Consider the following 14786-nt stretch of genomic DNA (forward strand, 5'->3'; position numbering starts at 1 on the left):
TTAAACGGGAAATCACCATGTGTGGAATCATCGGGGTCGTGGGGCGCGGGCCAGTCAACCAGCTGCTCTACGATGGTTTGCTGCTGCTGCAGCATCGTGGCCAGGACGCGGCCGGCATAGCTACCTCGCACGGCAGCCACTTCAATATGTTCAAGGCGCATGGCCTGGTGCGCGACGTATTCCGCACACGCAACATGCGCTCGCTTCCCGGCACCAGCGGCCTGGGTCACGTGCGTTATCCCACTGCGGGCTCCAGCCAAAGCGAAGAAGAAGCGCAGCCGTTCTACGTGAATGCGCCATTCGGCATCACGTTCGCCCACAATGGCAACCTGACCAACTGGCGCGAGCTGCGTGAATCGCTGTACCGGGTGGACCGCCGCCATATCAACACCAATTCCGACTCCGAAGTCCTGCTCAACGTGCTCGCCCACGAGCTGCAGCTGGCGGCCAACGGCGTATCGCTCGACGAGGACGCGATGTTCCGCGCGGTGGCGGCGCTGCACAAGCGCGTGCGCGGCGCCTATGCAGTCGTGGCGCAAATTTCCGGCTACGGCATGCTGGCATTCCGCGACCCGCATGGCATCCGGCCCTTGTGTATCGGCCGCCAGGAAACCGATGAAGGCGTCGAATGGATGGTGGCTTCCGAGTCCGTGGCCCTGGAGGGCAGCGGGTTCGAGTTTCTGCGCGATGTCCAACCGGGCGAAGCCGTGTTTGTCGACCTGGACGGCCGCATGGTCAGCCGCCAGTGCGCCGACAGCCCGCAACTGGTGCCGTGCATCTTCGAATATGTGTACTTTGCCCGGCCCGATTCGCTGATCGACGGCGTGTCGGTGTACGGCGCGCGCCTGCGTATGGGCGAGTACCTGGCCGACAAGGTGGCTCGCAGCATGCGCCTGGGGGACATCGACGTGGTCATGCCCATCCCCGATTCGTCGCGGCCGGCCGCCATGCAACTGGCCGCGCGCCTGAACCTCGACTACCGTGAAGGGCTGATCAAGAACCGCTATGTCGGTCGCACCTTCATCATGCCGGGGCAGGCGGTGCGCCGCAAATCGGTGCGCCAGAAGCTCAACGCCATAGGCGTGGAATTCAAGGGCAAGAACGTGCTGCTGGTCGACGATTCCATCGTGCGGGGCACGACCAGCCGCGAGATCGTCGACATGGCGCGCGCTGCCGGCGCCAACAAGGTTTATTTCGCCTCTGCCGCGCCGCCGGTGCGCTTTCCGAACGTGTACGGCATCGACATGCCCACGCAGAGCGAACTCATCGCCACGGGCCGTTCGGACGAAGAGATCGCGCGCACCATAGGCGCCGACGGGCTCATCTACCAGGACCTGCGCGACATGCAGCAGGCCGTGACCGATATCAATCCGGCCCTGGCCCGCTTCGAGGCTTCTTGCTTCGACGGCCAGTACATTACCGGTGACATCACGCCCGAGTACCTCGAACGCCTGGGCCAGGCGCGCGGCAGCTCGAGCGACGAAGAATCCGCCGGCGGCCTGCAGTTCAACCTGGGGTACCGGTCCAACGGCAGCTGAAGGCGCGGCCCGCCCGCGCCGCCGGGCGCGGTTCCCGGCCCGGCGATCCGTTTTACTTACCACGGTCTACATCATGCTTATCCCTGGCCAGCGCCTGTTGCTGCTTATCGCTCTGCTGTGCTTTGGCGCTGTTGCGGCGGCGCTGGTATCGCAGCACGTATTCGACATGCCCCCGTGCGCATGGTGCGTGCTGCAGCGCCTGATCTATCTGGTCATCGGGGTAGTGGCCCTGGCGGGGGCGTGCGCAACGGCGCTCGCACGCGTCTGCGCGGCCGCTTGCGCCGTGCTGGCTGCCGGGGGCATTGCCGCGGCCTGGTATCAGTACGACGTCGCGGCGCGCATGTTTTCGTGCGACCAGACCTTCGCAGACCGGTTCATGAGCGGCACGGGGCTGGACGGGGCGGTGCCGTGGCTGTTCGGCATCTATGCCACCTGCATGGATGCCAGTGTCGAAGTGCTGGGCATGGAGTACGCCTTGTGGAGCCTGGCGCTTTTCGGTGTGCTGGTAATACTGGGGGCGCGCGGCGCGTTGGGGCGCCGCTGACGCCGGCCGCGGCGGCCGGCGGTCAGGCTGCCCGATGCTGCAAGGTGAACGATGCGCGGTCGTCCTGCGCCAGCAGCCGGGTAAGCACCGGCATGGCTTCGTGCAGGGCGGCGTGCAGCGTCCAGGGCGGGTTCACCAAGTACATGCCGCTGCCATGCAGCCCGAAGCCGTCGCCCGACGGCTTTTTTACTGTGAGCGTCACGTGCAGCCAGTTCTTGACCGGCAGGCTTTCCAGGTGTCGGGGCAGCTCGGTGGCCTCGCGCCGCTGCACCAGCGGGTACCAGACGGCATAAGTGCCGGTGGCAAAACGCTTCAGGCCTTCTTTTACGGCATTGAGCGTGCGCTTGTAGTCTTGTTTGTCTTCATAAGACGGATCGATCAGCACCAGGCCGCGCCGGGTAGGAGGGGGCAGCAGCGCCTTCATGCCCTCGAACCCGTCCGCGCCATATATGGTGGTCTGGCGCAGCGCCGTCCTGCCGAGCTGCTCCAGGTTCTTGACCAGCACCTCGGATTCGGTGGGGTGCATCTCGAACAGGCGCAGGCGGTCGCGTTCGCGCAGGGAATCCAGGGTCAGCCAGGGGGAGCCGGGGTAATGCCGCAGCCGCTGGCCCGGGTTGTAGCGGCGGATGCGTTGCACGTACTCATGCAGCAGCGGCGGCAGTCCGTCGCTTTGCCACAGCCGGCCGATTCCGTCTTCGAATTCCGCGTTCTTGCCGGCCCATTCGCCATCCAGCGCATAAAGGCCCGCGCCGGCGTGCGTATCCACCACCCAATAGGGCGCATCTTTGCGGTTCAGGTAATCAAGGCTATGGACCAGCACGGCATGCTTGAGCACGTCCGCGTGATTGCCGGCATGAAAGGCGTGTCGGTAACTGAACAAATTAATATCCTGCGCTTATTTGGGCGGGGCGATATCGGCCAGTGCGTCGGTGAAAATGCCATCCAGGCCCCAGGACAATAGCAGCCGGGCGCGCGCTGGGTCGTTGATGGTCCAGGCTGCAATGCGAAAGCCGGCCTCGTGTACAGCATCGATGAGCGCGGGCGTGGCATCGCGGTGGTTGATATTCAGCGCAACGCATTCGTAGCGGCGCAGCCGCTGCAGCCAGTCTTGCGGCACTTCCTCTACCAGCAGCGCACGGGGCAGTTCCGGGGCCGCCACGCGCGCCGCTTCCAGCGCGGCCTCGGAAAACGATGACAGCAATGGAGCGGGGCCGACATCTTGCCACAATTGCCGCGCGGCCATCGCGACGGCCGTGCCGGTCTGCGTGTCCTGGCCGGGATTCGGCTTGATCTCGACGTTGCACGCAATGCCATTGGCGATGGCGTAGCGCGCTACGGCGCGAAATGTGGGCACGGGCTCGCCCGTGTAGGCAGGCGAATGCCAGCCGCCCGCGTCCAGGCGAGCCAGGTCGGCATACGCGAGCCCGGCGGCGGGCCCTTGGGCATCGGTGGTGCGATCCAGCGTATCGTCATGCAGCAGGAAGGGCACCCCGTCGCGGCTGAGCTTTACGTCGAACTCGACCATGCGGAAGCCGTGCCGGGCGCCGGCGCGCATGGCGGCCAGGGTATTTTCGGGGGCCAGTAGGCCGCCGCCGCGATGGGCGATATGGGATGGGTAGGGCCAGGGAGCGGGCATGCCGTGGACGGTGATCAAGTATTTTCGAAGGCGGCTGTCAAGAATAACCCCTTTGCCGCCTGCCGGTGCGGTCGTGGCGGCCACCTGTAGCGCCAGGACGAAAATGGTAAACTCCGGCCGCTGAGCAGGTGCGGTTCCGGCACCCGGCAGGGGCGATCAGATTCGCCTTTTTTTATGCATTTTCATGCGGCGCGGGGCGTCTGGCCTGTGCGCGCATACGGCAACCAGGGAATCCATGTTCGATCTATTTCGCAATCACCGCCGTTGGATGCAGTTCATTCTGCTGATCCTGATCGTGCCGTCGTTTTTCCTGGTCGGCATACAGGGCTACGACAGCTTCATGAGCCGCGAGCCCGAGCTGGCCACGGTTGCCGGCCAGCCCATCACGCGGGGCGAATTCGATATGGCCCACCGCAACCAGCTCGAGCAGTTCCGCCAGCAGCTCGGCAGCCAGTTCGACCCGGCCCTGGTCGACACGCCGGCCATGCGTGAACAACTGCTCAACCAGCTTATCGACCAACGGCTGCTGCTGCAGGTGGCGGCGGACAACCGGTTCTCGGTATCCGACGGCACGCTGCGCAATACCATCGCCGCGATCCCGCAAGTGCAGGACAACGGCCGCTTTTCGCCGGAGCGTTACCGCCAGGTGCTGGCAGCCCAGGGCATGACTCCCTCGTCGTTCGAGGCCGGCTTGCGCCGCGACCTGGCCATGGCCAGGGTGCTCGACCCCATCTCGCAGTCGGCCGCCGCTCCTGCCACGGTCATTGCCTCGCTCGAGTCCGCCCTGACGCAGCGCCGTACCGTGCAACTGCGCCGCTTTGACGCCGCTGCCTATCGTTCCCAGGTGTCGGTGTCCGAACAGGATATCCAGGCCTGGTACGACGCGAACCAGCAGCAATTGGTCGTCCCCGAGCACGTCACCGCACAGTACCTGGTGCTCGACGAGGCGGCCGCCACGCAAGGCGTGCAGGTAAACGACGAAGACATCGCCAGCTATTACGAGCAGAACAAGCAGCGCTTCGGGCAGCCCGAGCGCCGTCGCGCCAGCCACATCATGATCGAAGTGCCGGCGGGCGCGTCCGAAGACGTGCGCAAGGCCGCGCGCGCCAAAGCCGAAGCCCTGGCCAGCCAGGCGGCGGCAGATCCCGCCCGGTTTGCCGAACTGGCGCGCGCCAATTCGCAGGACGCAGGGTCGGCCGACAATGGCGGCGACCTGGGCTGGCTGGCGCCTGGCATGCTCGCGGGGGCGCTCGAAAAAGCCATCTGGAGCCTGTCCAAAGACCAGGTGTCCGGCGTGGTCGAAAGCCCGTCCGGCCTGCACATCGTCAAAATCACCGAAGTGCAGCCTGCTGCCCTCAAGCCGCTGGACCAGGTGCGCGACGAAATCACCGCCGAAATCCGCAAGCAGATCGCGGCCTCGCGCTTTGCCGAAATGGCCACCAAGCTCACCGAAACCGTGTACGACCAGCGCGACAGCCTGCAACCGGCTGCCGACGCACTGGGCCTGAAACTGCGCACCGCCACGGGCATCGCGCGTGACGGCCTGTTGCCCGCCGAGCAGGCAGGCGAAGGCGCCGCGGCGGCCAGCCCCGATGCGCAACTGCTCGACAATCCGCGCGTGCGCCAGGCGCTTTTTTCGTCCGAAGTGCTGCGCGAAAAGCAGAACTCCGGCGTGATCGAGCTGTCGCCCGACACGATGCTGGCGGTGCGCGTCAGCGAATCAAAGCCCGAGCACGTTCCGCCGCTTGAAAAAGTCAGCGAGCTTATCCGCGACCGCCTGGTCGACGAGCGGGCCGCCGAAGCGGCGCGCCAGGCCGCCACGGCCGCGCTCGAGGGCTGGAAGGCCGACCCGGCCGCCGTGCCCGAAGGTTTTTCAGAAGCCACCGTGGTGTCGCGCCAGCAGCCCGCCCAGCTCTCGCAATCCGTGCTGGAGGCCGCCATGCGGTTGCCGGCCCAGCCCTTGCCCGCCTACACCGGCGTGGCCGATGGCGACGACTACGTTGTGGTGCGGCTGGACAAGATCGAGCCCGGCACCGCCGACGCAGCCGCGCGCGATATGCTGGCGCGCCAGCTGGGCGCCGCATGGGGCCAGGCCGAAGACGCCGGGGTCATGAAGATGCTGCGCGACAAATACCAGGTGAAGATCCTGCCGGAGGCGGCCTCGGCGCTGCAAAGCTCCGATCAGTCTGCCGGCTGATCCTGGGCTAGCATGGGCCGCAACGCGGCCCATACGTTTTCCAGCAGGGCCGGCTGCGCCTGTTCGTTGGGATGAATGCCGTCGGCCTGGAACATGGCCCGATCGGTCGCCATGCCGTCCATCAAGAACGGCACGAGCGCTGCCTGCTCGGCCTTGGCCACGGCCGGGAACAGATCTGCAAAGCGCTGGGTGTAATCGCGCCCGTAGTTGGGCGGGATCTGCATGCCCACCATCAGCACCCGGGCGCCGGCGTCGCGCGAGCGGCGCGCCATGTTGCGCAGGTTCTGTTCGGTCATCTGCAGCGACAGGCCTCGCAGGGCGTCGTTGGCGCCCAGTTCCAGGATGACGATGGCGGGCTGATGGCGGTCGAGCAGGGCGGGCAGGCGGCTGGCGCCGCCGCTGGTCGTGTCGCCGCTGATGCTGGCGTTCACAATCCGGTAGTTGGGGTATTGTTCTGCCATGCGCGCGGCAAGCAGCGCCACCCACCCCGTGCCGCGGGCCAGGCCGTACTCGGCCGAAAGGCTGTCGCCCACTACCAGCAAGGTGCGGGCTGCGGAACCGGGCGCGTCATTGGCGGTCTGAGCCTGGGCGGCGGGAACGGCAAGGGCGGCGGCCATGGCGGCGGCGGCAAACAAACGGAAAAATAATCGCATGGATAGTAAGGTCTCGATCGAAGTCGCAGGGCTGGGCAAGCAGGTATCCGACGCTGGCGGCACGCTGTCGATCCTGGAAGGAATCGATTTTACGGTGGCCGCCGGCAGCGCCGTGGCCATCACCGGCAGTTCGGGGTCCGGCAAGTCCACTCTGCTGGGACTGATGGCGGGCCTGGATGTTCCGTCTTCGGGCACGGTGCGCCTGGCCGGCCAGGACCTGTTCGCGCTGGACGAAGACGGCCGGGCGCGCCTGCGGGCTCGTCACGTGGGCTTTGTATTCCAGTCGTTCCAGCTTCTGCCCAACCTTACCGCGCTCGAGAACGTCATGCTGCCGCTCGAGCTGGCGGGCCAGCCTGCCCGCGAAGCGGCGCAAAGCATGTTGCAGCGCGTCGGGCTGGGCGAGCGGCTGCATCACTACCCCCGCACCTTGTCGGGCGGCGAGCAACAGCGCGTTTCGCTGGCGCGCGCGTTCGTCGTGCAGCCCGACCTGCTGTTCGCCGACGAGCCCACGGGCAGCCTGGACGCCGCCACCGGCGCCACCGTCATTGACCTGATGTTCGATTTGCACCGAGAGCACGGCACCACGCTGGTGTTGGTTACCCACGATGCGCAGCTGGCCGCGCGCTGCGGCCGCCAGCTGGTCTTGGCGGCGGGGCGGCTGGCCGCCTGACGCGCGGCGGTGCGTCGGCCTGCCGCTTGCGGGCGCGCTATGCCTGAACCGGGTCAGGCCGCCTGGCGCAGGGCGGCGACGCGGCTGCGCCGCCATTCAAGCACGCCGATGCCGATTCCGCTGGTGCAGATGATGGCGATGCCCAGCCAAGTCAGCGAATCGGGAAAATGCCCCCAGAACATCCAGCCCACCGCGGTGGCGCTGACAATCTGCAAGTAGACAAAGGGCGCAAGCGTCGAGGCAGGCGCGTTGCGGTACGCCCCGATCTGCAACAGGTGGCCCAGCGCGCCGGACACGCCCGTGGATATCAGCAACAGCCAGTTCACGGCGCTGAGCTCGGCCAGCACCGGCAGGGCGGGCGGCAGGATGACCGGCAGGGCCAGTGTCAGACACACCGTGCCTACCGCGCCGCTCCAGATCAGGGACGTGTAGGGGTCATCGCGGGCCACGCGGCGGGTGGCGATGAATTGCGCCGCGAAGCAGCACGCCGTCAGCAAGCCGAACATCACGCCCAGCGGATGCAGGCCGCCACCGGGCCGCACGATGATCAGCACGCCGCCGAAGGCGATGGCCGCGGCCACCCACCGGGAAATGCGGGGCGGTTCTTTCAGTACCCAGGGCGCCAGCGCCAGCACGAGCAGCGGGGCAAGAAAGTTGATGGCCGTGGCTTCGGCCTGCGGCATGTAGCTCAGGGTCGTGAAGAACGCCAGAGTGGCCAGCAGCATCGATCCCCCGCGCAGTAGCTGTTCGCGGGGGCGCACACTGCGCAGCACCCCCAGGCCACGGCGGGGCAGCACCAGCGCAAGCACCAGCAGCAGGTGCACCAGGTAACGCACCCAGCACAGCAGCCACAGCGGCACGCCGGCTTCCATTACCCATTTGCCGCTGGCGTCCAGGCAGGACAGCACCCAGGCCGACAGAATCAACAGTACGATGCCCACCAAGGGGCGAGTGGGTCGGGCGCCGGAATGCGGGCCGGTCGGGGCGGGCGCGGTAAAAGCCCGTGTCATGCGGTCTCCTGGAGCAAAGGGCGGGGCGGCGGCAGCCAACCCATGCAAGGCGGTGCACATGATACGCTGATCGCCGCGACACGGAACCGGGCAATGCTAGATCTGCGAAACATCGAGACCTTTTTTTGGGTGGCCACGCTGGGCAGCTTCCGCGCGGCATCGGAAAAACTCAACACGACGCAGCCTGCCGTGTCGCAGCGCATCGCGTCGCTCGAGCGTGACCTGGGTGTGCGCCTGTTCGAGCGCGATGCGCGGGGCGTGACGCTTACCGCCAAGGGGCACGAACTCGTTTCGCATGCCGAGCGCATGCTGCAATTGCGCCGCGACATGCTGCAAGCCGCGCGTGAACAGAACGTGATGCGCGGGCCGATGCGCATCGGCGTGGCCGAAACCATTGTGCAGACCTGGCTGCCCCGGCTTGTCGAGCACCTGCATGCAGCCTATCCGGCCCTGGTGCTGCAGATCGAAGTAGACACGACACCGGTGCTGCGCAATCACCTGACGTCCCGGCAGATCGACCTGGCCTTCCTGATGGGCCCGATACACGAGGCCAGGTTCGAGAACGTACCGCTATGCGCCTATCCGCTGGCCTGGGTGGCGAGCCCGCGGCTTGCGCTCGGGCCCGAGCCCATAAGCTTGCAGCGCATAGGAACGTTGCCTGTCATCACCTACCCGTCGAGCAGCAGCCCGTATCTGTTCGTGCGCGATATGTTGACCCGTGCCGGCGTGCAGTCGCCGCGCATGTACGGCAGCGCATCGCTATCCATGGTGGTGCGCATGACGCTGGATTGCATCGGCACCAGCGTCATCGCGCCTGTATTCCTGGACAAAGAGCTGGCCAGCGGCGAATTGCGCCTGTTGAAGGTGCAGGGCGATCCTCTGCCCGATCTGGCCTTTACCGCTACCTGGGTGCAGGGCCCCGACAGCCACATGGCGCGCACCATTGCGCAGTTGGCCCAGCATGCCGCCGTGGGGCGGCTGACGCGGATCTCGCCGCCTCTGTAGCGCGGCCGGCAGGCTAGGGCTTTCCCTGATGGGCGGGTACTGCGTCTCGGCCGGAGGCCCTGCAACGGCGCTGCGTCAATAGTCGCTTGTCGTCCCGCAACCCGCATGAATGCTGGCTTTGCGGCGGTGGGCATTGCTGGGGGCCGGTAGGCATAAAGATTATTTATGTCTCGACATCGCAACTTACGATTGGACAGCCCTGCGGCCGCCCGGTGCAATGCGCGGCATGGGCTCGCATCTGTCCGGACATGGACGGCGAGGCCCTGATCAGTCCGCAGCGCGCCACCAGGTAACGGGGCCCGGCGCGCGATCGAACCCCGCCTGCAAGGAGAATCCTCCATGAAGAAGTCCTTGATCATCGCCGCCCTGGCAATACTGGGAACCGCCGCTCATGCGCAAGACCTGCCCAAGACCCACCTCAAGGTGGTGGGCGGGCTGAGCAATCTGACGGCCTATAACGATTACGAAAAACCTTTCTGGACCAAGACCGTGCCTGAACTGTCCAACGGGCAGGTCACCGCCGAGATCAAGGGCTTTAACGAAATGGGCCTGAAGGGCCCGGAACTGCTGCGCCTGATGTCGCAAGGCGTCATCGAATTCGGCACCGCCACACTGTCGTACTTCGCCAGCGATAATCCCATCAACGAGGCTATCGACCTGGCAGGCCTGGCGCCCGACGTCAAGACGGCGCGCGCCGTCACCAAGGCATTCGAGCCGGTGTACGCCCGCGTGTACGGCGATGGCGCCAATGTGAAGCTGCTGGGCATTTCCACCTATCCCGCACAAGTGCTGTTCTGCAACGCCGAGATCAACAGCCTGGCCGACGTCAAGGGCAAGAAGGTTCGCACCAGCAGCCGCACGACCGCCGAACTGGTCGAGGCCCTGGGCGGCGCCAGCGTCACGATGGCTTTCGGCGAAGTGGTGCCGGCGCTTCAGAACAAGGTGGTCGATTGCGCCATCACCGGTTCGTTGTCGGGTTATTCGGCCAAATGGTATGAGGTGTCGACACACCTGTACGCGCTGCCCATCAACTGGAACCAGCAGATCCACGCCGTCAACCAGAAAGCCTGGGACAAGCTTGATCCCAAGGTGCGCAGTTTCCTGCAGACCAATATCCAGACGCTGGTCGACGACATCTGGGATGCGGCTGCGCGCCAGACGCAAGAAGGCTATGACTGCAACACCGGCGCGGATGCCTGCCCGTATCCGGTCAAGGGCAAGATGAAGCTGGTGCAACCCACTGACGCCGATCGCGAACTGCTGAAGAAGGCGCTCAACGATGCCGTGCTGCCGAAGTGGGCCGCGCGCTGCTCCGCGCAATGCGTCCAGGACTTCAACGCCACCATCGGCAAAGAACTGGGCCTGCAGGCCAAGAAGTAATTCACCGCGTCAAGGCGTACGCCGCGCAGGACCCTCGGGCCCTGGCGCGGCGTACGCAGCCTCAAGGGCATGACTATGACTGAACCTGAAAAAATCCGGGCGCTCGGCGCCTTGCTGCGCCGCGCGGAGTCCTTCTCGCGCGTGGCGGTCTGGGCAGGGGGCGCGCTTACCGTGGCCAGCGTGCTGTTGATCTCATTCGATGTGCTGGCACGCAAGTTCTTTGGTTTTACCACCGGTGGAGCCGATGAATTGTCCAGCTATGCGTTTGCGATCAGCACGTCGTGGGCGCTGGCGTTTGCCACCTTGCAGCGCGCCAACGTGCGCGTGGACGTGCTGTACCAGTATTTCCCGGTGCGGGTATCGGCCGTGCTGGACTGGCTGTCGCTGGTCGCATTGGGCATTTTCATGGTCTACCTGACCTACTTCGCCATGGGCATGGCACAGACGTCATGGGGGCAGAATTCCGCGGCCAATACGCCGCTGGCCACGCCCTTGTGGATACCGCAGGGGCTCTGGGCGCTGGGTCTGCTGTGGATGTGCATCACGGTTGCGCTGATGCTGGTGCGCGCCTCGATCGCGCTGGTCACCGGCGACATCGACCTCGTCAAGCAGATATGCGGCGTGCGCTCGGCGCAAGAGGAGGCCGATGACGAGGCCGCCGCCGGCGAACGTATGGTCAAGGGGGGCGCAGCGTGATTTCCACCGCTCTTATCCTGTTGCTGGTGCTGATCGGCATTTCCATCCCCGTAGGCGCGGCCCTGGGGTTGCTGGGGCTGATCCTCGATCCGCTGTATTCGATGCTGCCGCTTACCCGGGCCATCGGCGAAATTTCCTGGAGCACGAACAACGAGTTCCTGCTGGTGGCGATTCCGCTGTTCATCATGCTCGGCGAAGTGCTGCTGCGCTCGGGTTTCGCCGAACGCATGTACAGCGCCATGAGCCTGTGGCTGTCCTGGCTGCCGGGCGGCCTGATGCACGCCAACATCGGCGCATCCACCTTGTTCTCGGCCACATCCGGTTCGAGTGTCGCCACGGCCGCCACGGTGGGCACCGTGGCCCTTCCGCAGATCAAAAAGTACGGCTACAACGAATCGCTGTTCCTGGGCAGCCTGGCCGCCGGCGGCACGCTGGGCATTCTGATTCCGCCTTCGATCAACCTGGTCATCTACGGCGTGTTGACCAATTCGTCGGTTCCCAAGCTGTACCTGGCCGGCATACTGCCCGGCCTGGGGCTGGCGGCGCTGTTCATGCTGACCGTGGCGGTCGCGTGCATCATCAAGCCGCAGTGGGGCGGCCATAAGATCCGCGCCAGCCTGGCGCAACGCCTGGCCAGCCTGATCCACCTGGCGCCGCCCATGGGCATTTTCCTGCTGGTGGTGGGGTCGATCTATGCGGGCCTGGCCACGCCGACCGAAGCGGCGGCGCTCGGCGTGCTTGGGGCGTTGATCCTTGCAGCCTGCTTTGGCCGGCTGACGTGGACCATGCTGCGCGAAGCCATCGAAGGCACCATGCGTTCCACGGCGATGATCATGCTGATCGTGATCGCGGCCAGTTTCCTGAATTTCGTCTTGTCGGCCACCGGCATCACCGACGCGCTGACGCAGTCGATCACGGGCCTGGGCCTGTCGCCTGGGTGGATGCTGCTGATCCTGGTGCTGTTCTATCTTGTGCTGGGCTGCTTCATGGAAACGCTGTCCATGATGATCACCACGATTCCCATCGTGGCGCCCATCATGATTGCGATGGGGTACGACCCGATCTGGCTGGGCATCGTCATCATCGTGCTGGTCGAGGCCGCCTTGATCACGCCGCCAGTGGGCCTGAACCTGTTCGTGGTGCAAAGCCTGCGCAAGAGCGGCAACATGGGCGCCGTCATCGTCGGCAGCCTGCCGTTCGTGCTGGCCATGTTCGTGTTGCTGGGCCTGCTGGCGGTGTTCCCCGACCTGGCCTTGTGGCTGCCGCGCGTATTCGGCTGATGCCGCGGCGGATTTCTTTATCGAGTTTCATCCAGGATTCATCATGAAAGCTGTATTTCAAGTGGAGTCGGACGGCGCCACGCGCACGGTCGAGACCGACATCCGCAGCCTGGTGGTCGCCGGCTGGGCCGGGCGCGACCGGGAGGCCATCGAACACCATATCGAAGAGCTTGCTGCTCTTGGCGTGCCGCGGCCCAGCAGCGTGCCGCTGTATTACCGCATCGCAGAGAACCAGTTGACGCAGGCCAGCCGCATCCAGGTAGTAGGGGACGCGTCTTCGGGCGAGGTCGAGACCTTCGTCTTCGCCGCCGGCGGTGACATGTTTGTCAGCATTGCGTCCGATCATACCGATCGCAAGCTCGAAGCGCACAGCGTCGCGCTGTCCAAGCAAGTATGCGCCAAGCCCGTGGGAACCACGGCATGGCGCCTGGCCGATGTGGCCGAGTACTGGGACGAGCTGGTGGTGCGCGCCTACATCGTCGAGAACGGCGCCGAGGTGCTGTATCAGGAAGGTCCGCTGGCCACGCTGCGCACGCCCGGCGAATTGATCGCCGGCTACACGCAGGGCCAACCGCTGCCCGAAGGCACGGGCATGACCTGCGGCACCGTCGCGGCCATCGGCGGCATCCGTCCATCCACTACCTTCATCATGGAGCTGGCCGACCCGCGCCGCCAGCGTGTGCTGCGTCACCGCTATGATGTCGAGGTGCTGCCCGAAGTCGCCTGAAGCGGCGGCTGCCGGCACTTATTGTGTATCGACCAGCCCGCCCGCACGGCGGTACGAGGACTTCATGCTTCCTACCTTGAACGACACCGCAGCGGCCCTGCACCAAGGCCGCTCCAGCTCTGCTGAATTGACTGAATCCGCCCTGGCGCGCGCGCAGGATCCGGCGGGCGAGGGCGCCCGCGTATACACGCGCCTGTACGCCCAACAGGCGCGCGCCGCGGCGCAGGCCTCCGACACCTTGCGTGCGGCCGGATTGTCGCGCTCGCCCATCGACGGGCTGCCCATTTCCATCAAAGACTTGTTCGATGTGGCCGGCGAAACCACGCTTGCGGGTTCGGTGGCGCGCCAGGGTGAGCCGGCGGCCGATGAGCACGCCGTGGTGGTGCAGCGCCTGCTCGCGGCCGGCGCGGTCATCATCGGGCGCACCAACATGGTGGAGTTCGCCTATTCCGGCCTGGGCATCAATCCGCACTACGGCACCCCGCTCAATCCCTGGGATCGCGCCAGCGCGCGCATCCCGGGCGGATCCTCGTCCGGCGCCGCCGTATCGGTCACCGATGGCATGGCGCTGGGCGCCATAGGCTCGGACACCGGGGGGTCCGTGCGCATCCCGGCCGCGCTGTGCGGCCTGGCCGGGTTCAAGCCCAGCGCCTGGCGCGTGTCCATGGCCGGCGTGCTGCCGCTGTCGACCAGCCTGGACTCCATCGGCCCGCTTGCTCCCACGGTGCGCTGCTGCGCGACGCTGGACGCCATCCTGGCGGGCGACGAGGTGGCCGATTGGCAGCCCGCCATGCTCGAAGGCCTGCGACTGGCAGTCCCCACGACGCTGGCGCTCGATGGCGTTGACGAGCACGTGGGCAGGTCGTTCTCTGCCGCGTTGTCGCGTCTGTCCGAAGCCGGCGCGCGTATCGACGAGATCGAAGTGCCGGAGTTTGCGCAGTTGGCCGCCATCAATGCCAAGGGCGGTTTCACGGCCTCGGAAGCCTGGGCCTGGCACCGCGACCTGATCGCGCGCGCGGCCGATCGCTACGACCCTCGCGTCGTCTCGCGCATACGCCGCGGCGCCGAGATGTCGGCGGCCGATTACCTGGACCTGCTCGATGCGCGCGAAGCCTGGGTCGCGGCGGTGGAGCACCGTATCGCGGCATACGACGCGGTGCTGATGCCCACCGTACCCGTGGTCGCGCCCAAGGTGGCAGACCTTGCCGCCAGCGACGACGCCTACTACGCGGCCAACGGCCTGATACTGCGCAACCCGACTTTCATCAACTTCCTGGATGGCTGCGCCGTGTCGGTGCCTTGCCATGAACCAGGCACGGCGCCCGCGGGCTTGATGATTGCCGGCGCCAATGGCGCTGACCGCCGCATTCTGTCGATCGGCATGGCGGTCGAAGACCTGCTGCAACTGTAGTTTCTCTGACGCGGCATGCATGGCATGCCGCAGGAATAC

14 protein-coding genes are annotated in these 14786 nt (G+C 66.0%); 10 read left to right on the forward strand and 4 right to left on the reverse strand.

Features of this window, described 5'->3' with window-relative positions; translation table 11 throughout:
• The first annotated feature begins 17 nt into the window (after positions 1-17).
• Together purF and CAL18_RS05970 are read left to right on the forward strand one after the other, a co-directional pair.
• Positions 18-1538 carry an amidophosphoribosyltransferase gene (gene purF, locus CAL18_RS05965; protein WP_026639625.1) on the forward strand — a complete coding sequence of 507 codons (1521 nt, stop codon included), beginning with the start codon at positions 18-20 and terminating at the stop codon, positions 1536-1538.
• 73 nt (positions 1539-1611) lie between these two features.
• Positions 1612-2082: a disulfide bond formation protein B gene (locus tag CAL18_RS05970; RefSeq protein WP_094817510.1), complete on the forward strand. Its 471-nt coding sequence runs from the start codon at positions 1612-1614 to the stop codon at positions 2080-2082.
• 22 nt (positions 2083-2104) lie between these two features.
• Here CAL18_RS05970 and CAL18_RS05975 read toward each other — a convergent pair whose 3' ends face one another.
• The gene (locus CAL18_RS05975; RefSeq protein ID WP_094817511.1) at positions 2105-2962 is read right to left on the reverse strand and encodes a 23S rRNA (adenine(2030)-N(6))-methyltransferase RlmJ; all 858 of its coding nucleotides are present in this window, start codon (positions 2960-2962) and stop codon (positions 2105-2107) included.
• Between the two features lie 15 nt (positions 2963-2977).
• Positions 2978-3718 carry a glycerophosphodiester phosphodiesterase gene (gene ugpQ / locus CAL18_RS05980; RefSeq protein ID WP_094817543.1) on the reverse strand — a complete coding sequence of 247 codons (741 nt, stop codon included), beginning with the start codon at positions 3716-3718 and terminating at the stop codon, positions 2978-2980.
• Positions 3719-3953: 235 nt separating this feature from the next.
• Between ugpQ and CAL18_RS05985 the strand changes: the two genes are divergently transcribed.
• Positions 3954-5915: a SurA N-terminal domain-containing protein gene (locus tag CAL18_RS05985; RefSeq protein ID WP_094817512.1), complete on the forward strand. Its 1962-nt coding sequence runs from the start codon at positions 3954-3956 to the stop codon at positions 5913-5915.
• Here CAL18_RS05985 and CAL18_RS05990 read toward each other — a convergent pair.
• A complete protein-coding gene (locus tag CAL18_RS05990) occupies positions 5900-6568 on the reverse strand; it encodes an arylesterase (protein ID WP_170940295.1) in 669 nt (222 codons plus the stop codon). The two genes, CAL18_RS05985 and CAL18_RS05990, sit on opposite strands and share 16 nt — an antisense overlap.
• Here CAL18_RS05990 and CAL18_RS05995 point away from each other — a divergent pair.
• The gene (locus CAL18_RS05995) at positions 6567-7238 is read left to right on the forward strand and encodes an ABC transporter ATP-binding protein (RefSeq protein WP_038852327.1); all 672 of its coding nucleotides are present in this window, start codon (positions 6567-6569) and stop codon (positions 7236-7238) included. The two genes, CAL18_RS05990 and CAL18_RS05995, sit on opposite strands and share 2 nt — an antisense overlap.
• A 53-nt stretch (positions 7239-7291) precedes the next feature.
• Here the strand turns inward: CAL18_RS05995 and CAL18_RS06000 are convergent, their stop codons facing one another.
• Positions 7292-8248 carry a DMT family transporter gene (locus CAL18_RS06000; RefSeq protein WP_026639619.1) on the reverse strand — a complete coding sequence of 319 codons (957 nt, stop codon included), beginning with the start codon at positions 8246-8248 and terminating at the stop codon, positions 7292-7294.
• A gap of 93 nt (positions 8249-8341) precedes the next feature.
• On the opposite strand from CAL18_RS06000, the gene CAL18_RS06005 reads away from it, so the two are divergent.
• The 6 genes from CAL18_RS06005 (at position 8342) to CAL18_RS06030 (ending at position 14747) form a co-directional block, all read left to right on the forward strand.
• Positions 8342-9253, forward strand: coding sequence for a LysR family transcriptional regulator (locus tag CAL18_RS06005; RefSeq protein ID WP_094796449.1), 912 nt, complete (start codon positions 8342-8344; stop codon positions 9251-9253).
• 339 nt (positions 9254-9592) lie between these two features.
• Positions 9593-10633 carry a TRAP transporter substrate-binding protein gene (locus CAL18_RS06010; protein ID WP_026639617.1) on the forward strand — a complete coding sequence of 347 codons (1041 nt, stop codon included), beginning with the start codon at positions 9593-9595 and terminating at the stop codon, positions 10631-10633.
• Positions 10634-10708: 75 nt separating this feature from the next.
• Positions 10709-11329, forward strand: coding sequence for a TRAP transporter small permease subunit (locus CAL18_RS06015; protein WP_094796450.1), 621 nt, complete (start codon positions 10709-10711; stop codon positions 11327-11329).
• Positions 11326-12609: a TRAP transporter large permease gene (locus CAL18_RS06020; RefSeq protein WP_094796451.1), complete on the forward strand. Its 1284-nt coding sequence runs from the start codon at positions 11326-11328 to the stop codon at positions 12607-12609. The genes CAL18_RS06015 and CAL18_RS06020 overlap by 4 nt, the downstream gene beginning before the upstream one ends.
• A 43-nt stretch (positions 12610-12652) precedes the next feature.
• Complete coding sequence (locus CAL18_RS06025) at positions 12653-13336, forward strand: DUF2848 domain-containing protein (RefSeq protein WP_094796452.1); 684 nt, start codon at positions 12653-12655, stop codon at positions 13334-13336.
• A gap of 64 nt (positions 13337-13400) precedes the next feature.
• The gene (locus CAL18_RS06030) at positions 13401-14747 is read left to right on the forward strand and encodes an amidase (protein ID WP_094817514.1); all 1347 of its coding nucleotides are present in this window, start codon (positions 13401-13403) and stop codon (positions 14745-14747) included.
• The last annotated feature ends 39 nt before the right edge of the window (positions 14748-14786 follow it).

The sequence above is a fragment of the Bordetella genomosp. 7 genome, from assembly GCF_002261415.1.
Classification (GTDB): Bacteria; Pseudomonadota; Gammaproteobacteria; order Burkholderiales; family Burkholderiaceae_B; genus Bordetella_A.

Coding starts and splice junctions, on each gene's coding strand:
- CAL18_RS06015 (WP_094796450.1), top strand. CDS start 10,709: ATGACTGAACCTGAAAAAATCCGGGCGCTCGGCGCCTTGCTGCGCCGC.
- CAL18_RS05990 (WP_170940295.1), bottom strand. CDS start 6,568: ATGCGATTATTTTTCCGTTTGTTTGCCGCCGCCGCCATGGCCGCCGCC.
- CAL18_RS06005 (WP_094796449.1), top strand. CDS start 8,342: ATGCTAGATCTGCGAAACATCGAGACCTTTTTTTGGGTGGCCACGCTG.
- ugpQ (WP_094817543.1), bottom strand. CDS start 3,718: ATGCCCGCTCCCTGGCCCTACCCATCCCATATCGCCCATCGCGGCGGC.
- purF (WP_026639625.1), top strand. CDS start 18: ATGTGTGGAATCATCGGGGTCGTGGGGCGCGGGCCAGTCAACCAGCTG.
- CAL18_RS06025 (WP_094796452.1), top strand. CDS start 12,653: ATGAAAGCTGTATTTCAAGTGGAGTCGGACGGCGCCACGCGCACGGTC.
- CAL18_RS05970 (WP_094817510.1), top strand. CDS start 1,612: ATGCTTATCCCTGGCCAGCGCCTGTTGCTGCTTATCGCTCTGCTGTGC.
- CAL18_RS05995 (WP_038852327.1), top strand. CDS start 6,567: ATGGATAGTAAGGTCTCGATCGAAGTCGCAGGGCTGGGCAAGCAGGTA.
- CAL18_RS06010 (WP_026639617.1), top strand. CDS start 9,593: ATGAAGAAGTCCTTGATCATCGCCGCCCTGGCAATACTGGGAACCGCC.
- CAL18_RS06030 (WP_094817514.1), top strand. CDS start 13,401: ATGCTTCCTACCTTGAACGACACCGCAGCGGCCCTGCACCAAGGCCGC.
- CAL18_RS05985 (WP_094817512.1), top strand. CDS start 3,954: ATGTTCGATCTATTTCGCAATCACCGCCGTTGGATGCAGTTCATTCTG.
- CAL18_RS06000 (WP_026639619.1), bottom strand. CDS start 8,248: ATGACACGGGCTTTTACCGCGCCCGCCCCGACCGGCCCGCATTCCGGC.